This window comes from Fundicoccus sp. Sow4_F4 (genome assembly GCF_052116145.1).
In the GTDB taxonomy this organism is placed as follows: Bacteria; Bacillota; Bacilli; order Lactobacillales; family Aerococcaceae; genus Fundicoccus.
The window spans coordinates 132,357-152,015 of sequence record NZ_JBQKLQ010000007.1; the positions used below are offsets into that span (position 1 = coordinate 132,357).

Here is a 19,659-nt window from a genome sequence, read left to right on the forward strand (position 1 = left end):
GTAAAGTCATTAAGTATTATCAGCTAAGAAACTGATCACACTGTTTTCAAAATCGACACGATCACGATTAACCGTAATAACGTGTGTATTCTCTGGGAACCAATGAAAATCGATTTTAGCATTAATTAATTCGTCTTGTAATTCGTAGACATCATCCGTGTCAATCAGCTCATCTTTGGCAGACTGAGCGATATAGAAAGGTTGGTCAATAGTTGCTAGCTTCTTTTTAACTGCTTGTTTTACTTGTTCCAACTCATCCATTTGTTCCCAATGGGCTTTATGAATTTTTTCTTCATCCAATTCATATTGTTCCATGGTTTGAGTCGTACGTGCTAAATATTTGGCATACCCCATAAAAGCTTTAGAGACATCGGTTCTTTCTACTGTAACAACCGGTGAGTTAAAGATTCCGCCTCCATCAATCGAGTTTGATGGATTAGCAATTAAAGCTGTCGCCATAATACCACCCATTGATAAACCGAAAACAAAAACTTTTTCAAAGCCTTGTTTTTTCAACCAAGTATAGGATGCTTGAGCCTCTTCTAACCAAATAAAGGCAGATGCATTAAGAATATCAAAAATATCGTCAGACCAATGACCACTAAAATTAGGACATAAAACAGAATACCCTAATTTATGTAAGCGGCGTCCTAACAAATTCATATCTTTAGCTGATCCAGTATATGCGTGTAATAAAAGAACCCCAACTTTGGCTCCTTCACTCGGCAAATAAATAGCTTTCTCAAATGGAATATTAATTGTCAATTTCAACATCCTCTCTACATCATCCATTTTAACGCAATGAAAGATACATTCAAGTATAAGCCCTTTGTGTATTAGGATTTAAACAGTCAATAAGAATTAAAAAATCCCTGATAAAAGAATCAGAGATTGTACAAGTTTAGTTTTTATTTAGTTGATAGAATCGCTAAAACAATGGCAATCCCAAAAAATAAAATCCCTAACACAGTAGTAGCTCTAATTAGAAAAGCTTCAAAACCACGTGCTTTTGTTTTTACAGTACCATCATCGCCACCACCAGTTAAAGAACTTGCAGCATTACTTTTAGATGGTTGCATTACCACTGATATAACTAATAAAATCGAAACTACGATTAACGCAATCATAAGTGCATTGTACAAAGGACATCCTCCTTAAAAAATCTCTACAATTAATCGTAACATAAAAAGCTTACTAATGCTATGCTTTCAGCAAAATATTTACATGCTTTAATTGTAATGGACCTTCTTTTCGTGAAATATTAAAGCCTCATCCCACCGTTCACTCCAAGGACTTGACCATTAATGCAATCAAAATAAGCCAAAATGCCTGCATTAAACGGCGCCTCTACTGGTGAATAAGTCCCTAAAATAGCAGCAGAGTTACCAACTAAAATCGATTCATCTGTAACCCCTTGGTCTGCGAAAGCTGTTAGCGCAACTAAAGCAACGTTAAAGTAGCTGATGCTGCAACTAGAACAAATTTATATTTTTTCATTTAAATTTCCTCCTATTGGATATTAGTTTTTCCTAAATATGAATCAACTAATGACGCGTCTTGCAATAGTTCATTGGCTTTGCCTTCATTACTGATATTACCAACTTCTAAAACATAGGCATAATCCGCAATTTTTAGTGTTTGAACCGCGTTTTGTTCTACAATTAACACTGTTGTACCGTCTTGGCAACTGTGATGGATAATCTCCAGAATATTTTTAATGATAATTGGTGCTAGACCTAACGATGGTTCATCTAGTAACAATAATCTAGGATAACTCATTAACGCACGTCCAATAGCTAAGAACCGAGGAAAACCAGTTAAATTATATAAGATTATATCATCATTTAAAATGAAAAATCTAATCAGACTATCTATTATCAACAAAAAACGCCCCCTTATCTTATTTTTCTCAAAATAAAATAAAGAGAGCGTTTGGTTAAACTACAGCCTGTTTCTATTGAATCATACTGTCAATTATTTATTTTCTAAGTTGTAGAAAGCTTCTAAGCCTTGGTATACTGCTAAGTCGCCTAATTCGTCTTCGATACGTAATAATTGGTTGTATTTCGCCACACGGTCTGTACGTGATAACGAACCAGTCTTAATTTGACCAGCGTTTGTTGCCACGGCAATGTCAGCAATTGTTGAATCTTCTGTTTCACCAGAACGGTGAGAGATTACTGCTGTATAACCAGCACGTTGAGCCATTTCAATTGCATCAAAAGTTTCAGTTAAAGTACCGATTTGGTTAACTTTAATTAAGATTGAGTTACCAATATGGTTTTTGATACCTTTAGATAAAATTTCAGTATTCGTTACGAATAAATCATCACCAACTAATTGAACTTTCTCGCCTAAACGTTCAGTTAATAATTTCCAACCGTCCCAGTCGTTCTCATCCATACCATCTTCAATAGAGATAATTGGGTACTTTTCTACTAATTCAGCTAAGTAATCTACTTGGCCAGCAGCGTCTAATTTAGCGCCGTTTTCGCCTTCGAATTTAGCGTAGTTGTAAATACCATCTTCGTAGAATTCTGAAGCTGCACAGTCAAATCCTAGGTAAACATCTTTACCAGGCTCTAAACCAGCTGCTTTGATAGCTTCTAAGATTGTTTCAACACCGTCTTCAGTGTTTTCGAAACGAGGTGCGAATCCACCTTCGTCACCAACTGATGTTTCTAAACCGCGTCCTTTTAGAATATCTTTAAGAGCGTGGAATACTTCAGTTCCCCAACGAATTGATTCTTTAAATGTTGGTGCACCAACTGGTAAGATCATGAACTCTTGGAATGCGATTGGTGCATCAGAGTGAGATCCACCGTTAATGATGTTCATCATTGGTGTTGGTAATACTTTAGTGTTGAAACCGCCCAAGTATTGGTATAAAGGAATGTTTAAGTAATCAGCTGCTGCACGTGCTGCTGCAATTGAAACGCCAAGAATTGCGTTTGCACCTAATTTACCTTTGTTAGGAGTACCATCTAATTCGATTAATAAAGTATCGATCGCTGCTTGTTGTAATACATCATAACCTAATAATGCTTCTGCAATGATGTTGTTTACGTTATCTACAGCTTTAGTAACACCTTTACCTAAATAACGGTCTTTGTCACCATCACGTAATTCAACAGCTTCGTGCTCACCTGTTGAAGCTCCTGAAGGAACCATTCCGCGACCAAACGCACCGCTTTCTGTATAAACATCAACTTCAATTGTAGGGTTACCACGTGAATCTAGGACTTCTCTTGCATAAACATCTGTAATAAATGGCATATTATTTCTCTCCTTTGAAATAAGTATAATCAGCAGTAAAGCTATGCTTTCTGTGACTATCTATAAGTAATTGTATTCATTCTGACTAATAAAAGCAAAGTATTTCGTGTGTGTAATAAAAATTTCAAGCTTAAGCTTTAATTAAGCTTTCACCTGTCATTTCTTCAGGCTGTTCAACATTTAATAAATCTAATAATGTTGGTGCTAGGTCAGCTAATTTACCACCATCGCGTACTTCAATACCGTGTTTAGTCACAATAACTGGCACAGGATTTGTCGTATGAGCTGTCATTGGTTCACCTTCAGGCGTTGTTACTTCATCTGAGTTACCATGGTCTGCTGTAATAATTGCTTGACCACCTTTAGATAAAATTAGATCAACAATTTCTCCTAAACATTCATCAACCGCTTCAATTGCTTTAATTGTTGGTTCAAGCATTCCACTATGGCCAACCATATCAGGGTTAGCAAAGTTTAAAATAATCGCATCTAATGTGTCTTCGTTAATCGCGTCGATTAATGCATCTTTCACTTCGTATGCTGACATTTCTGGTTTTAAATCATAAGTTGCAACTTTTGGTGATGGGATCAAAATACGGCTTTCTCCTGAGAACTCCTGATGACGTCCACCACTCATAAAGAATGTTACGTGAGGGTATTTTTCAGTTTCAGCAATTCTCAATTGAGTTTTACCAGCTTTGGATAACACTTCACCTACAGTATTTACTAAATCTACTTTTTTGAAAACAACTTTTGCTAACACATCATCACTATAGTGAGTAAAGGTCGTAAAGTTTAAGTTTTTAGGTGTTTTAGTTGAACTAAAGCCATCAAAAAGCGGATTGGTTAATGCTGTTGATAATTGAATCGCACGGTCTGGACGGAAGTTGAATAAAACAACAGAGTCACCATCTTCGATAGTTGCTACAGGATGTCCATCTTCTTCTACAACGAAAGGAAGTACGAACTCATCAAATACTTTTTCATCATAAGATGCTTGCACACCTTCTAATGCAGATGAAAAGGCTGGACCATCTCCTTTAACAAGTACATCATACGCCTTTTCAACCCGTTCCCAACGCTTATCACGGTCCATTGCATAGTAACGTCCAGAAATTGACGCGAATTTTCCAAGTCCAATTTCGGTCAATTCTTCTTCTGTTCGGCGGATATAGCCTAAAGCTGAATCCGGCGCAACATCACGTCCATCTAAGAAGCCATGGATATAGACTTTTGTTAAACCATGTCTTTTAGCTAAACGTACTAGTGCAAATAAATGCTCATAGTGAGAATGAACGCCACCATCTGAAAGTAAGCCCATTAAGTGAAGTGATTTGCCACTTTCTTTCGCGGTTTCAACTGCTTCAATTAACTCTGGAATCTCGTAAAAAGATTCGTCACGAACTGCGATGTTGATACGTGTAAGTGATTGATATACCACACGACCTGCACCAATGTTCATGTGTCCAACTTCTGAATTCCCCATTTGCCCTTCTGGCAAACCAACGAATTCACCATCAGCTCTCAATTGATTATGAGGAAACTCATTCCAATAGCGATCGAAATTAGGTTTCTTAGCTGCTTTAACAGCATTGCCTTTAACTTCATCACGACAAGCGAATCCATCAAGGATAATTAATGCTACTGGTGCTTTACTCATTATTTAACGGCCTCCAATAATGCTAAGAATGAATCCACTTCTAAACTTGCTCCACCAACTAAAGCTCCATCGATGTGCTCTTGAGCCATATATTCAGCTATGTTTTCAGGTTTAACTGAACCACCATATTGAATACGTACTTTTTGAGCGACTTCGTCAGAAGTTACTTCTGCAACAGCTTGACGAACAACACCACAAGTTTCGTTAGCAAGTTCTGCTGAAGAGGATTTACCAGTTCCAATAGCCCAGATTGGCTCGTAAGCAATAACTGATTGAGCAACTTGCTCTTCAGTTAAGCCTTCTAAAGCTGCTTTGACTTGACCAGAAACAAAATCATTAGTCTCGCCTGCTTCACGTTGCTCAAGTGTTTCCCCACAACAGATAATTGGTGTCATACCATTACGGAAGATAGCTTTCGCTTTTTTGTTAATCTCTTCGTCTGTTTCGTGGAAGTACTCGCGACGTTCTGAGTGTCCGATAATTACGTATTCTACACCTAAAGCTGCTAAAGCTTTTGGACTAGTTTCGCCAGTATAGGCACCTTCGTCTTCGAAGTAACTGTTTTGAGCAGCTACTTTTAATTCTGAACCTTCAGAACCTTTTTTGATTGATTCTAAGAATAAAGCTGGAGCACCAACTACTGAATCAACAAGTTCTGCTGAAGGGATTTGATCTTTAACTGCAGCCACAAAATCGCTAGCTTCAGTATGAGTTTTATTCATTTTCCAGTTACCGGCAATGATAGGTTTGCGTGTCATAAAGCCATCTCCTCTAATAAGTTTATTTTTCGTCAATTGCGTCTACACCTGGTAGAACAACACCTTCTAGGTAGTTTAACGAAGCTCCACCACCTGTTGAAATGTGCGTGAATTTATCTTCGTAACCTAATTGTGTAACAGCAGCTGCAGAATCACCACCACCAACAATTGTGATAGCGTCTTTTAAGTTACTTAGAGATTCTGCAACACCGTTTGTACCATGTGCAAATTTCTCCATTTCGAATACGCCCATTGGTCCGTTCCAAATAACTGTTTTAGCATCTTTCAATACTTCGTTAAACAGTTTGATAGATTCTGGTCCACAGTCTAAACCTTCCCAGTCGGCAGGAATGTCATCAACTGATACAGTTTGAGTGTTCGCATCGTTAGAAAAATCATCCGCTACAACTACATCAACTGGTAAGACTAACTTATCGCCAGCTTCTTCTAGTAATCTTTTCGCTAGATCGACTTTATCTAATTCTAGTAACGATTCACCAACTTCTTTACCTTGTGCTTTCAAGAATGTGTACGCCATACCGCCACCGATAATTACTTTATCCGCTTTAGATAATAAGTTTTCAATCACTTTAATCTTATCTGAAACTTTTGCTCCCCCTAAAATCGCCACAAATGGACGTTCTGGTTTATCAACAGCTTCACCTAAGAATTTCAATTCTTTCTCTACTAAGAACCCTACGGCAGATTCTAAGTTAGCAGAAATCCCAACGTTAGATGCGTGAGCACGGTGTGTTGTCCCGAAAGCATCGTTAACGAACACATCACCAAGTGATGCCCAGTATTTACCTAATTCTGGATCGTTACCTGACTCTTTCTTACCATCTAAGTCTTCATAACGAGTATTCTGAACTAATAATACTTCGCCCTCTTCTAAATCTGCGATTGCAGCTTCTAAAGCTTCACCGCGAGTTTCAGTTGAGAATGCAACCTCTTGTTTTAATAAAGCTGCTAAATGCTCAGCAACTGGTGCTAAATCATTTTTCACTTTATCTTCTTCACTTTTAATTTTTCCTAAGTGAGAGAATAAAACTACTTTTGCATTGTTTTGAATTAAATGGGTCACAGTGTCTAATGCTGCCCTAATACGTTTGTCGTCCGTAATCTTGCCATCTTGCATTGGCACGTTAAAGTCAACACGAACAAGAACAACCTTGCCCTTAACATCTAAATCTCTAACTGTTTTTTTAGCCATATTTTTTCCTCCTAATGAGTTAAATTTACACGCAAAATGGCAGGGAAGCGTCTTGCCTCCCCGCCAATAATTGGATAGACGCTTGTTTAAACGCTATGCTCTTCTTTTTATTATAGTTTAGCGAAGTGCTCTAAAGTACGTACTAATTGAGCAGTATATGACATTTCGTTGTCATACCATGCAACAGTTTTAACTAATTGGTGGTCGCCAACTGTCATAACTTTTGTTTGAGTTGCATCGTATAATGAACCGTAAGTGATACCGACGATATCAGAAGAAACGATCGGGTCTTCTGTATAACCATAAGATTCGTTAGCTGCTGCTTTCATAGCTGCATTAACTTCGTCAACAGTAACTTTTTTATCTAAAACAGTTACTAGTTCAGTTAATGAACCTGTTGCAACTGGAACACGTTGAGCTGCTCCGTCTAATTTACCTTTTAATTCAGGAATTACTAAACCAATTGCTTTAGCAGCACCTGTAGTGTTAGGAATAATGTTTTCTGCAGCAGCACGAGCACGACGGAAGTCGCCACCTTTATGCGGTGCATCTAAAGTATTTTGGTCACCTGTATAAGCATGAATAGTTGTCATTAAACCTTCAACAACACCAAATTCTTTATTTAAAGCATCTGCCATTGGAGCTAAACAGTTTGTAGTACATGAAGCACCAGAAATAACTGTTTCGTCACCTGTTAAGATTTCGTGGTTAGTGTTATAAACTACAGTTGGAACATCGTCTCCACCTGGTGCAGTAATAACAACACGTTTTGCTCCACCTTGTAAGTGTAATTCAGCTTTTTCTTTTGAAGTAAAGAATCCAGTAGCTTCTAAAACGATATCTACTCCTAAGTCTCCCCAAGGAATTTCATTAGGGTTTGGATTGCTTAATACTTTAACTTCTGAACCGTTAACTTTGAAAGCACCTTCTAGTACTTCAACTTCACCGTTGAAACGTCCTTGAGTTGTATCATATTTTAATAAGTGAGCTAACATGTTTGCATCTGTTAAGTCATTAATTGCTACAACTTCTAAACCTTCTACCTCTTGAATACGGCGGAATGCTAAACGACCAATACGTCCAAAACCATTAATACCAACTTTTACTGTCATAATCTGACTTCCTCCTTAAGGAATTTTATTTTATAGGGTTTCCCCTTTTAAAACCTGATTAGCTATGCCTTCATCACAAATTAACCATCCGTGAGTTGGGGCAAGTTTGAAAAAGGCACTTGTAGCTTCTGCTTTCGAGGCACCACCGACGACAGTGATTATCAAGGGGATGTGATCGAGATGCTCTAATTGGATGCCCATACGTGGTAGTCGAATGACTGCTTTACCATCGCGATTATAGAACACGCCAAATGCTTCTCCCACAGCTTGACCATCAATGATTTCTTGATGCTGTTGCGGTGTTATGTCTCGTCTGTCTGCCATAACTTCAGCAGCGCCGACGCTAAGCAACAAACAATCTGCTTGCTGACTCATTTCAATTGCCTTTTTGATGGAAGGATCCATCAAGAGTATCTTTGATGTATCTTGAGTAATTTTTTCTGGAATAAACAATGGAATAAAAGTAGAATTCGTACGTTGTGCCATCAAGCCACCTACATTATTAGATTGAATATGAATCGAACCACCTACGCCACCTCTTGTCGGTACGAAGACTAATTCACGTTCTGATGAAAGACTCTCATCGAAGTAACCTCCTATATTTGCAAGAGTCGAACCACCGGTAACTGCGATCACATTACGACCTAATGATAAATGCGTACTTAAGACTTCTTGAACTGCTTGACTCATCACTTCATAAACAAACTCATCTAAATCAGCATCACCTGGAATTACCCAACAGTGTTCTAGATTCAAATGTTTTTTTAACGCTATTTCTAAGCCATATAAACGATTGGCTTTTCTAGCTAACACATCATAGCTTTCAATCTTTTGTCGACCAAATGCAGTTAACTTAATTCCTGCATTATTGACATCGACTAGTGACTGTTCACGTAATACATCGATTGCTGTCCTTAAGACTCGCTCGGTTACTTGAACTTTTTGTGCCAAAGATTTTCTGCCAATCCGATGCGATGTTTGTTCTAATTCATGAAGAATCGAAATTCTAAGCGAAAGTACTTCTTGAATATCTGGCACTATAGCTTGTATAACCGAAAACACGTCTTCCATAGTGTCCCTCCTCGTATGGGCAACTTCCGTCCAATAGTCTAGTGTAACACTAACTATTAATTAACGTAATAATCCCCCACAAACTATATAATAGCATGAATCCTACGCTATGGCAATCAAAATGATTGAATTAGCTTAGTTTTCTATCAAAAATGACAAGCGCTTACGATGGTCTTTTTTTGTCCAATCATGTATATTTTTCACAATACTCCTTGTCATTATTTATGCGCTTTCACTTGTTTTCATCCTCTTCTTGTATCTGATTAGTCAAAATATGTAAACTTGTGCGCAAACAAAAAAACTACGGTGCTTTTAAAAGCACCGTAGTTTCTTTGATTTTATTTTAATTTCTTACTGGATTCCATAATTTCGTCAATCAGACCGTAGGCTTTTGCTTCTTCAGCTGACATATAATTGTCGCGATCTGTATCTTTTTCAACCACTTCGATCGGTTGACCTGTATTATCACTGATAATTTTATTTAAGCGGTCACGCGTTTTTAAGATGTGACGAGCCGCAATTTCAATTTCAGTTGCTTGCCCTTGTGCTCCACCTAAAGGTTGGTGAATCATTACTTCAGCGTTAGGTAAAGCATAACGTTTACCTTTTGTACCAGCTGCTAATAGGAATGACCCCATTGAAGCTGCCATGCCAATCACAATTGTTTGGACATCAGATTTGATAAAGTTCATCGTGTCATAAATCGCCATTCCTGATGTGACGCTTCCTCCTGGAGAGTTTATATATAGGTAGATATCTTTTTCTGGATCTTGTGCATCCAAGAATAATAATTGTGCAATCACACTATTCGAAACGTTATCGTCGATTGGTCCACTTAACATAATAATACGATCTTTTAATAATCGTGAATAAATATCATAAGCACGTTCGCCACGAGACGATTGCTCTATTACCGTAGGTACTAAATTCATTCGATTTCCTCCTTAATTACTAACCTTTAATTAGTTTACTGTTTTAGTATAAACCATAGGTCAAAAAAGGTCAACTTTATTCTTCCATCAAGAAGGTCAAATAAAGTGCCTGTTAGTTCTTCATAAACTTTACACTAAATCTAATCAAAGCGACATGATTTTGATCGGTTTACTCAACTGATTTGATCCATGTTCACTTAATACTTAGTCTTAATGTTCGCATATCTTCAAACTGCTTAGTTACTATTTGGAACGTGAATATGGCATTATTTTCACAGTAGTTTTAGTGGTTGGATGTTTTGGTTTTCTAAAAAAGAGTAAAAAAAAAACCGTGCACTAGGCACCGGTTTATTCTGTAAATTATTTTGCTGTTTCAACAACTTGTTTGCCATCGTAGAAACCACATGATGAACATACACGGTGGCTTAATTTTAATTCACCACATTCAGGACAATTGTTCATGCCTGGTACTTCTAATTTAAAATGCGTACGACGTTTTCTTTTAGTTGCTTTTGATGTTTTTCTTTTTGGAACTGCCATTTTCTTACACCTCCTGGTTTAATTTGGGTTCAAGATAATGCGTTTATTCATCATCTTTAAGTTTTAGCGTTTTTAAGGCTTCAAAGCGTGGATCTACCGATTCAACTTGTTCTTCAACTTTTTGAGCATTGTATGCTTCCTCTGTTACGACTGTCCAATTATTACCTGACGGCATTGCGCCTTCTTCTTCATCAGGAGCAATGACACGCACGGGTATATTTAATAATACCACGTCTACGACAGCCGCGTCGAGGTCGATATAATCGAATTCAAGTTCGATTGCGGTTTCCTCGTAATCTTCAGCATTATACGCTTGACCGGGAAGAATGTAACGTTCACTTATAGGAACGGATAGTTCTACTCGGACTGGTTTCAGACTGCGGCTTGATGGTAAAGTTATCACTGTTGTAAGTTCACAGTGCAAGACAATATCCTGATCATAGGGTACGAAATATCCTACCACACGAACGGGGTCCAAATGAATAACCGAATCATCTCTCAGTTTAACCTGATCAAAGACCGATAATTGAACATCAAAATTGAGTAAATCGCCTTTATGTTCTTGAATCTGTCTAATCGTCCATTTCATAATATCACCTCTAAAACGACAAACTAAATTATACTTAACTTCACTAGTGTTGTCAATCTTTCACTTTAATTTATTTAAACTTTTATATCACTATTAAAATGGCTAGTTTTCACCTTGTATTGGATAGCGACTATAGTTTTGTTCAGCTACCTTTACGCGAGGATTTATCGCGACTATCCGGTCTGCTCTTAGCATCAAATCATACCGTTTTTGATACTTTTGGACATAGTTACTAAATAACTCTATTTTACTATGTTTCTTTAAACGTTTCAGCAAGATTCTGCCTGCTGGTCGATAAGCAAGAATACGTAATAAAGGTCGCTTTTCAATGTTTGAGCGGTAGTTTTCCCACTCTTCAGTTTGAATATCTAAAAGTACGGCTAGCAAGACTCTTTGAATAGATGATTGCGTCCAGCGTTTCGAAATTAATGATTGGCGATAGTCTGAAAAACTAAGCGCGGTATCGATGTTTTTTAACAATAAATGTTCGAGGCCTTCTTTGACGCCAAAAACCTGCCTTAAAGTCTCTGGACGATGACAAGTTAGTTGGTACTTCAATGGCAGCCAGTAGTCTTCCCAGCCTACAGAATGGCCCTTATTTAATTCTTTATAAGTTTCTTCCGGAAGACTATCTGTCGTTAATGCCTTTTGTCGCCAAAGTTGACGAATGTGACTGCCACTGTGTATTTTAGCTTGTTCGCTATCAAATTGAATAAATACTTCTGCCTGCTGGGCTGAAAGGAGTCGTGGAATTGCTAAGATATCCATCGGTTGTTTTAGGGCTTGATTCGCTTTTACATATTGAATCCCTAACATATGATTGGGGCTCGTCGGATTAAAAGTCGTTTCTAATGGAACGCCTTCTGTTTCTTGTGTCTTTAATTCATCTATGCCCATTTGCATTGCAGCAGCATAAGAAAAACCTTGTGCTAAGTATGTCTGAATCGCTGCTTGTAAAGCCACCTCATTCTCCTCTAGCCAAGCGACATGAGCCTTAAGTTCACATTCCGTTGCCGTTTCCGTTCCGAACACCACCGTATCACAGCCAAGCCTCGCCAGGAGTTCAACACCCGTCTTAGCAAAATAGTCCGCTGATTGAAGACTAGCTAATAGAGGTAGTTCCAGAACTAAATCTGCTCCGTAATGAACGGCTAATTGAGCCCTTTGCCATTTATCCAAGACGGCAAATTCACCTCGCTGAACGACATTGCCGCTCATCAAAACGATGAGAACGTCCGCTTGGCTTGTTTGTTTAGCCGCTTGAAGCTGGTAATGGTGCCCATGATGGAAGGGATTATATTCAGTTATAATTCCAACAACTTTCAATACATCACCTCAAAAATAAGAATGTCTACACTATTTAACGCAACGGAAGAACCAACGATCTGTTTGACGATCACGTTTTTTATGCAAATGACTAGTTCCAAAATTAACTAAAACCTCGATGTTTTTATCGCCAAAACCTGCCGCTTTTATAGCACTTAGATAAGTCTCTAATGGATAGGTTCGCTCTGTTAATTCGACGTCTACACGTTTGTATAAAGAAGACTCTGTTTGTTCAAACACGCTTAAATAATGACTCACTTGGTTTCTACTCGGTTCAGATTCACTATCCCAAATAATCGCAGCAGTGTCATCACTATCAAAATAATTAAATCCGTCAAAAACTTGATTGATTTGATAAGGTGTCCACACATCAAACAATAGAGTACCTCCGTCAGATAGTCTTTGATACATTTGACTAATAGCTTGAGCAACCTGTTGTTGGTCTGCTAAGAAGCACAGTGAATCCGCATAACAAGTGACTAAGTCAAAGTTAGTAGGTAAGTTATCTAAGGCCAACATATCAGCCATTTGAAACTCAATGTTTCCTCCGGGCTGTTGTTCTTTCCTAGCGATATCCAGCATCGCTTCATCAATATCAATTGCAGTAATATGATCGACGAATGGCGCTAACAACTGCGGAAACCAGCCGGTCCCGCAAGCTACATCGAGCACTTGCTTTGGCTGTTGAGCAAGCGAATTTAACGTAAAGTCTAACCACGCTTCATAAGCATCAAGTTCATTAAAACGATCATAAACATGTGCTATTTCGGAAAAACTCATTCTCCAGCAATCCAATCTGAAATATCAACGAGTGGTGCATCTCTCCAAACTTTTTCCACATTGTAATGTGTACGTTCTGAATAGTAGAACACATGAACAATAATGTCATATAAATCGATTAGGATCCATTTGCCACCCTCTTTACCTTCGACACTTTTTACTGGAATACTTGCCTTTTCAGCTGCTTCAACAATGGCATCAACAATTGCGCCTAATTGTTTTTCATTTTTAGCATGCATTACCATGAAATAATCTGCTAATGGTGTTAATTGAGCAACATCCATTACCATAATTTCTTGAGCTAAACGGTCATCTGCGGCTTTTACAATTACTTCTAAATTTTCATAATTTTTATTTGTCATAATGTCTCCCTTTAAATTGAACTCTCTTGTGTACTCACCCAAGCATTATAAATATCGATGGTTCCAGTGAAAATGGCTACTCGTTGCTTCAGTAAATAGTTTATTGTACGAATCATTTTATACTCACAGGCTTCTGTGAGGTTCTCACCAGTCAGTCGACGAGCTTTCTTAACGCCTTTAAAATCTCGCCCTGGCTCGATGTAATCAGCCATATAGATAATTTTTGCAAGTTGGTCCATTTCAAACCAACCAGTCGTATGTCCAGCAATAGCCTTTAAAATCGATTCATCCTGACAGTTGAAGTCAGTTCGACAAATTTGCGCTGCTGCAGGACCATGCCAGATATCACCCGTTGCTGTTTTTAACGCTTCATTGGGCCAATAAGCAAAGGCCAAATGAAACATCGCTTGATCATCCATTTCTTTTGCAAAATCATGCATCAAGGCAGCAATACTGACTTTTTCTAGATTTACACCCAAAGGCTCAGCAATTTTTAAAGCTGTCTCTTCAACACGTAAAACGTGAGCAAAACGACTTGGCTTAATTTGTTTGCGTAACTCTCCAAGTAAGTCATCGCGTGAACAATTGATGAATTCATTAGAATACATGATACTCATATTATTGCCCTCTTTCTATTTGCTCGAATAGAGTCTGTGTTTCTCGATATACTCTTCCACTTCACGCGGAACTTGATAACGAATTGATTGCTCTAAATAAACACGTAAACGAATTTCAGTCGAACTTATATCAACAGATGGTGAATCTACCCATAACACTGGATAAGCGCTATTGTAAGGTAATTCTCCAGGACGCCTAACGCCTACTAACTGAACGAGTTGAACGAGCTCATCAATATTGCGCCAAGTATATAAATCACGTGCACTATCTTGGCCAATGATAAAATAAAAATCAGACTCCGGAAATTCAGAAACGAAATGACGCATCGTGTCGACAGTATAATTTTTCCCACCACGATTGACTTCATAAGGCTGTAATCTAAATAATGGATTACCGGCAATCGCTTTTTGCACCATTTGTAAACGATGCTGTGAAGCGATCGTTTCTTTTCCTGGTGCATGAGGCGGCTTCGCTGTTGGCATAAACCAAACTTCATCAAGTTCTAGCTGATTGCCTACTTGTTCTGCCATCAACAAATGACCAAGGTGAGGTGGATTAAATGTCCCCCCTAATATCCCTATTCGATAACGTCCTGATGGCGTCGGTTGAACGGCTTCTTGTGTAAAGCTAAAGCTATCTAAGGCTTCATCTAACGAAAGAAAACTTCTGCCCACTGTTTCGACTGTCATTTACATCGGCTCCTTATGCAATATTCGATACGTCTAAACTAATCTTTTGAAATTTCTCTTTACTTGATTCACGATATAAAATCGCTGTGTTTCCAACTGTCTGAATAACATACGCATCGATTGCTTCAGCGATTTGTGCTGCAGCTTCCTCAATTGTTTCAGAACTATTCTGCAAAATATTAAATTTAATTAATTCACGTTTTTCAATTGCTTCATCTACTTGTTTAATGAATACATCTGTTAAGCCTAATTTCCCTAATTGGAAAATTGGTTTATGTGAATGTGAAATTTTACGTAAGTATTTTACTTGTGTTTTAGATAATTTTTCCATAAATAACTCCTTTAAATTTAAATAATTGCGTCGCGAATCGATAGTCCCACACCTTTAGGGGTCCAGACCACCACTTCTGCTGGTTCATTTACTGTAAACCAACCTAAACCAGAAATCGCAACATCTTGATCTGGTTTTAATTGAATGGTTCTTGAAACTAACTCTGGAAAGTTTTCTAGAGATTCTTTATAGGGTGGGCTTAATAGTTCACCACGATGTTTTTCATAAAACTCCGCTGCGCCGCTTGTTTTTGTGCGGTGTAATTTAGCATCTTGTGACACATAATAGGTAAAGGCTGCTCTTTTTCCACGTGTAAAATCAACTCGTGCGGCTGCGCCAATAAAAATTGTTTGATCTGAGTTCAATTGGAAAGTCATCGGTTTTAAAGGCTTCGATGGTAACAATTGTTTGATTTCTTCACGATTTAAATAGTGAGCCAACTGAGTGCGGTGAACTATCCCAGGTGTATCAACAATCGAATGCTTATCAGTTAAAGGAATTTGGATCATATCCAATGTTGTCCCTGGATGATTCGACGTTGTAATAATTTCTTTTTCACCACCAAAATAGGCTATCAATTGATTAATCAAAGTAGATTTACCTACGTTGGTCACACCTACAATGTAAATGTTTTGGGTTTGAACTTCTTTTTTGATTAACTCAATCAACGGTTCTAACGTATTCTTTTTAGTGGCACTAATTAGAAAAACCTCTTCTGTTCTTAAACCATTCTGATGAAGTACTTGTTTCAACCAGTGTTTCACACGGTTTTCTTTCGTTACTTTGGGTAGTAAATCGGATTTATTCGCCACAACCACAATTGGTTGATTACCTACGAAACGTGTTAAACCATTAATTAAACTTCCTTCAACATCGAAAATATCGACAACATTAACCACTAAGGCTTCATCATCGTTTGATATTTCGCTTAATTTTTCAAGAAAAACATCATCGTTAATTGTTAAGTCTTGTAATTCATTATAGTGACGTAATCTAAAGCATCGTTGACAATAGAAATTATCACGCTCTAAGCCTTTCGCTAATGCTGATTCTGGTAAATAACCCGCTTCATTTGCTTCTTCAGTTTGTATGACTGCACCACAGCCAATACATTGGTATTCTTCTTTAGTCAAGTTGGTCCCCCCAATTTCCTTTGCGATCAATTCCCACTATTTTTAACGCTATTTTTTCTAAATTTCTGTTAATCCAAGTATAAATATTATCATTTTGTGCAATTGGTTTAACAAGAATCACATCTAAACCGAAACGATTCGCTCCAATGACATCTGTCATCACTTGATCTCCAATCACGACAATTTTATCGTTGGGTGTCACTAGATTGTCGACTGCCAGTTTGAAGTTCTTTTTGAATGGCTTCAAAGCACCCGCTGTGAAAGGTACTTCTAAGGGTTCAGCGACTTTCGCTACTCGATTGTGATTATTATTAGACAGTAAGTAAACTTTAACCCCTGCTTCTCGCAAGTCTTTAATCCACTCTGCCATGTCATGTGTATGTTCCCATTCGTTCCAGGCAATTAATGTATTATCTAAATCAACAATCACTGCATGGTATCCTCGTGTCAATAAATCTAGACCTTTAATCGAATATATTGAATTAATGGTCCAGGTAGGTGTAATAAAACGCTTCATTATATCTCCTTTAATTACTGCATCATTCTTTAACTAGATTTTCACTCAATTCTTGCGCATTGCTATTATACCATATTCCATCCTGCCTTGACGCGTTTGTTGCTGAGCAAAAAAGCATCTTAGACTAATTTTAATAAAACAATGAAAAGCTTCGGGTAAATCAAAGGCTACTGATAAAACCCCAATAAAAAAGACTTCCTCAGATGAAGAAGTCCAACGTGATATTCTGACTATTAACCTAGTAAATCAAAGATTTCAATTGCTACCAAATCAATATCATCAAATCTAAAGACAGTGCCTGTTGCACTCTCCGTCATTTCAAATGCGTCGCTTTCAGTAATATAAGCAACCTGACATTTTTCAACGCCTTCTAATTCGAAACGTCTTACTTCCGTTTCATTATCAGTGTTTGTCATTGCTTCTAGTCTTTGGATAATTCCAGTTAAAACAGATGGTTTCATCTAATTTCCCTCTCTATATTCAAGTATACAGCCCTTAGCGTCTCATGAATCAACAAGCTGTTTGATGCTTTGTCGAAAAAAATATGACAGCCAAACAGTCATTGGACTATAGTATTAACAAGCTCATTTCAAAAATTAATAAGCATACTTTTAATATAGTCTTATCCTATCAAATTCATTTGAAATTGCAAGAAAACTAAGCAAATTTCTCCCATAATTTTATTAATGCTTGAGTTCCCTCATCACCATAGCCTTCATCGCACAGTTTTTGATATAATTTAGCAGCTAATTCGGCACCTGGTAAAGAAATTTCCATCTTTTCTGCTTCATCTAAAGCAATTTTTAAATCTTTTAAAAAGTGTTTCGCAAAAAATCCAGGCGTATAATCACCTTTCAAAATTCTAGGCGCATAGTTGGCAAGTGACCAATTGGCAGCAGCCCCACCACCAACAGTATCTAAAACAGTTTCAAGATCTAAACCAGCCGTTTTGGCATAAACTAACAATTCAATCATACCCGTCATTGTGCCCGCAATCATGATTTGATTAGCCATTTTTGTATGTTGGCCTGCTCCTGCACTTCCTTGTAATGTCACTTTAGCTGAAAAAACATCTAATAAAGGTTTCACTTCATCAAATGTCGCTTTATCTCCTCCAACCATCGTTGTTAGACGCGCTTCACGTGCCCCCAAATCCCCACCAGAAACTGGAGCATCTAGACTTTTTATGCCGTGTCGAGAGGCAGTTTCAGCAATTTTTATTGCTAAGGAAGGCGTACTCGTTGTCAAATCAATAAATAAACTATTGGAATGAACGCCTGCAAATAACCCCTCTTGAGAGAAGTAGACTTCTTCTACATCTTGTGGATAGCCAACTATTGTCATCACAACATCAGCTGCATGGGCGACTTCTTTAGGTGTTGAACACCGTTTAGCGCCTAAGCTAACTAACTCGTCTGCCTTAGCTTGAGTCCTGTTGTAAACAAATAATTCATGTCCAGCAGCTAATAAATGTTTAGCCATACTATTTCCCATTACACCTAAACCAACAAAACCTACTTTAGTCATTAATGATTCCTCCTACCATTATTTCTCGAATTGTGTCTTTCACTTTAGTATATAGTTTATCAAATTTCTTTGAATCAGTTGATGATGTAAATTCATCAATCACCTCTTGATAGTACTTTGACACACGTTCACCGAAATATTCTGATGATAATTCGATCAACTGACTTTGATCAATTTGTTGAATCTCATCTGATACTTTTTTAGATAGGAACTCTAAGGTGACTTCAGATAAATCTTGTTCATCGTCAAAGAGCGCACCAAAATTTTGATTAGGCATTATTGATTCTAAATATGAATTACGACGAGCGATGATCGGCAATCGGTTTGCGAAGGCTTCTAGGTATGTTAAGCCTTGTGATTCAGAATCACTCGCATTAATATACAAATCAGCCATTTGATAATAGCGATCAACTTGATCGTGATCAACGCCACCAACAAAGACGATATCCAGTTGTTTTTCTTGATTCAATTCTTTTAAATCTTCTAGAATCGGACCATCACCTGCAATAACCAAACGAGCATTCGGAATTTTTTCTTTTATCTTTGGATAAGCAGCAACCACTTCATCAATTTTCTTTTCTTTTGAAACACGCGAAAGTGACAATAACACCACATCAGATTCTTGCAGATTCAACTCATTACGTACATCCACCCTGTTTTGTGCTAAATAACGTGGCATTTTAACGCCTGTTGGAATAATTTCAATTTTTTCAGAAATACCATAATCACGTAATTTATCGTGAGTAATCTTACTTGGCGTCACAATGCCGTTTGTCTGATTACAATATAACTTCGATAAGTAACGGACATGACTTGCATGAATCAAATTCCCTTGTAAAATATAATGCGTATAATTTTCGTACATAGTATGGTAAGTATGGACATTTGGAATTTTCATTCGACTCGCCACATATTTGCCTGCCATACCTAAACTGAACTCTGTATGAGTATGTACTATTTCAATATCGTTTTGTCTAGCTATTTTTAAGCAACGATCAAACCCACTGTAGGCAATGCGGCGATCATCGTAATTTACAAAAGGGATACTAGGCAGTCTAACGACCCCAATTTCTGGTTTCGCAGCTGGATCGGTCGTTGTAAATATAATTACATTATGTCCTTGCCTGACAAGTTCATCACGCAATAATTTTACCGAAGTTGATACACCGCTCACTTGTGGAAAGTATGTATCAGTAAAAAATCCTATATTCATTTCTTCACCATC

General features: G+C 37.7%; 23 protein-coding genes. All 23 read right to left on the minus strand.

Features of this window, described 5'->3' with window-relative positions:
• Positions 1-9: 9 nt before the first annotated feature.
• The 23 genes from ACTQ5J_RS10870 to ACTQ5J_RS10980 all read right to left on the minus strand — a co-directional run bounded on the left by ACTQ5J_RS10870 (position 10) and on the right by ACTQ5J_RS10980 (position 19,647).
• The gene (locus ACTQ5J_RS10870; protein ID WP_441752909.1) at positions 10-765 is read right to left on the minus strand and encodes an alpha/beta hydrolase; all 756 of its coding nucleotides are present in this window, start codon (positions 763-765) and stop codon (positions 10-12) included.
• A gap of 143 nt (positions 766-908) precedes the next feature.
• Positions 909-1,142 (minus strand): preprotein translocase subunit SecG, encoded by a 234-nt coding sequence (gene secG, locus ACTQ5J_RS10875; protein WP_441752911.1) that lies wholly within the window; start codon positions 1,140-1,142, stop codon positions 909-911.
• Positions 1,143-1,509: 367 nt separating this feature from the next.
• Positions 1,510-1,779, minus strand: coding sequence for a hypothetical protein (locus tag ACTQ5J_RS10880; protein ID WP_441752912.1), 270 nt, complete (start codon positions 1,777-1,779; stop codon positions 1,510-1,512).
• Positions 1,780-1,974: 195 nt separating this feature from the next.
• Complete coding sequence (gene eno, locus ACTQ5J_RS10885) at positions 1,975-3,276, minus strand: phosphopyruvate hydratase (RefSeq protein ID WP_441752913.1); 1,302 nt, start codon at positions 3,274-3,276, stop codon at positions 1,975-1,977.
• A gap of 130 nt (positions 3,277-3,406) precedes the next feature.
• Entirely contained in the window at positions 3,407-4,936 is a 1,530-nt protein-coding gene (gpmI, locus tag ACTQ5J_RS10890) for a 2,3-bisphosphoglycerate-independent phosphoglycerate mutase (protein ID WP_441752915.1), read from the minus strand.
• Positions 4,936-5,694, minus strand: a complete 759-nt coding sequence (tpiA, locus tag ACTQ5J_RS10895) for a triose-phosphate isomerase (protein WP_441752916.1) — start codon at positions 5,692-5,694, stop codon at positions 4,936-4,938. The genes gpmI and tpiA overlap by 1 nt, the downstream gene beginning before the upstream one ends.
• A 22-nt stretch (positions 5,695-5,716) precedes the next feature.
• Entirely contained in the window at positions 5,717-6,907 is a 1,191-nt protein-coding gene (locus ACTQ5J_RS10900; RefSeq protein ID WP_441752917.1) for a phosphoglycerate kinase, read from the minus strand.
• Between the two features lie 110 nt (positions 6,908-7,017).
• The gene (gap, locus tag ACTQ5J_RS10905) at positions 7,018-8,019 is read right to left on the minus strand and encodes a type I glyceraldehyde-3-phosphate dehydrogenase (protein WP_441752919.1); all 1,002 of its coding nucleotides are present in this window, start codon (positions 8,017-8,019) and stop codon (positions 7,018-7,020) included.
• Between the two features lie 30 nt (positions 8,020-8,049).
• Complete coding sequence (locus ACTQ5J_RS10910) at positions 8,050-9,090, minus strand: sugar-binding transcriptional regulator (protein ID WP_441752920.1); 1,041 nt, start codon at positions 9,088-9,090, stop codon at positions 8,050-8,052.
• Between the two features lie 338 nt (positions 9,091-9,428).
• Entirely contained in the window at positions 9,429-10,022 is a 594-nt protein-coding gene (gene clpP, locus ACTQ5J_RS10915; protein ID WP_441752922.1) for an ATP-dependent Clp endopeptidase proteolytic subunit ClpP, read from the minus strand.
• Positions 10,023-10,382: 360 nt separating this feature from the next.
• The gene (rpmF, locus tag ACTQ5J_RS10920) at positions 10,383-10,562 is read right to left on the minus strand and encodes a 50S ribosomal protein L32 (RefSeq protein ID WP_441752924.1); all 180 of its coding nucleotides are present in this window, start codon (positions 10,560-10,562) and stop codon (positions 10,383-10,385) included.
• Between the two features lie 43 nt (positions 10,563-10,605).
• Positions 10,606-11,151, minus strand: coding sequence for a YceD family protein (locus ACTQ5J_RS10925; protein ID WP_441752926.1), 546 nt, complete (start codon positions 11,149-11,151; stop codon positions 10,606-10,608).
• Between the two features lie 102 nt (positions 11,152-11,253).
• On the minus strand, positions 11,254-12,477 hold the full coding sequence (locus ACTQ5J_RS10930; RefSeq protein WP_441752928.1) for a tRNA(Met) cytidine acetate ligase: 1,224 nt from the start codon (positions 12,475-12,477) through the stop codon (positions 11,254-11,256).
• Positions 12,478-12,507: 30 nt separating this feature from the next.
• Positions 12,508-13,257, minus strand: a complete 750-nt coding sequence (locus tag ACTQ5J_RS10935; protein WP_441752929.1) for a class I SAM-dependent DNA methyltransferase — start codon at positions 13,255-13,257, stop codon at positions 12,508-12,510.
• Positions 13,254-13,619: a ribosome silencing factor gene (gene rsfS, locus ACTQ5J_RS10940; protein WP_441752930.1), complete on the minus strand. Its 366-nt coding sequence runs from the start codon at positions 13,617-13,619 to the stop codon at positions 13,254-13,256. The genes ACTQ5J_RS10935 and rsfS overlap by 4 nt, the downstream gene beginning before the upstream one ends.
• A gap of 11 nt (positions 13,620-13,630) precedes the next feature.
• The gene (gene yqeK / locus ACTQ5J_RS10945; protein ID WP_441752932.1) at positions 13,631-14,236 is read right to left on the minus strand and encodes a bis(5'-nucleosyl)-tetraphosphatase (symmetrical) YqeK; all 606 of its coding nucleotides are present in this window, start codon (positions 14,234-14,236) and stop codon (positions 13,631-13,633) included.
• A gap of 15 nt (positions 14,237-14,251) precedes the next feature.
• On the minus strand, positions 14,252-14,926 hold the full coding sequence (locus tag ACTQ5J_RS10950; RefSeq protein WP_441752934.1) for a nicotinate-nucleotide adenylyltransferase: 675 nt from the start codon (positions 14,924-14,926) through the stop codon (positions 14,252-14,254).
• A 13-nt stretch (positions 14,927-14,939) separates the two neighbouring features.
• The gene (gene yhbY, locus ACTQ5J_RS10955; RefSeq protein WP_441752935.1) at positions 14,940-15,257 is read right to left on the minus strand and encodes a ribosome assembly RNA-binding protein YhbY; all 318 of its coding nucleotides are present in this window, start codon (positions 15,255-15,257) and stop codon (positions 14,940-14,942) included.
• A 17-nt stretch (positions 15,258-15,274) separates the two neighbouring features.
• Complete coding sequence (yqeH, locus tag ACTQ5J_RS10960; protein ID WP_441752937.1) at positions 15,275-16,390, minus strand: ribosome biogenesis GTPase YqeH; 1,116 nt, start codon at positions 16,388-16,390, stop codon at positions 15,275-15,277.
• The gene (locus ACTQ5J_RS10965; RefSeq protein ID WP_441752939.1) at positions 16,383-16,907 is read right to left on the minus strand and encodes a YqeG family HAD IIIA-type phosphatase; all 525 of its coding nucleotides are present in this window, start codon (positions 16,905-16,907) and stop codon (positions 16,383-16,385) included. Before ACTQ5J_RS10965 ends, yqeH begins: the two co-directional genes overlap by 8 nt.
• Positions 16,908-17,140: 233 nt before the next feature.
• Positions 17,141-17,368 (minus strand): YkuJ family protein, encoded by a 228-nt coding sequence (locus ACTQ5J_RS10970; protein ID WP_441752941.1) that lies wholly within the window; start codon positions 17,366-17,368, stop codon positions 17,141-17,143.
• A 196-nt stretch (positions 17,369-17,564) separates the two neighbouring features.
• On the minus strand, positions 17,565-18,434 hold the full coding sequence (locus ACTQ5J_RS10975) for an NAD(P)-dependent oxidoreductase (RefSeq protein WP_441752943.1): 870 nt from the start codon (positions 18,432-18,434) through the stop codon (positions 17,565-17,567).
• Entirely contained in the window at positions 18,427-19,647 is a 1,221-nt protein-coding gene (locus ACTQ5J_RS10980) for a glycosyltransferase (RefSeq protein WP_441752945.1), read from the minus strand. The genes ACTQ5J_RS10975 and ACTQ5J_RS10980 overlap by 8 nt, the downstream gene beginning before the upstream one ends.
• Positions 19,648-19,659: the final 12 nt, after the last annotated feature.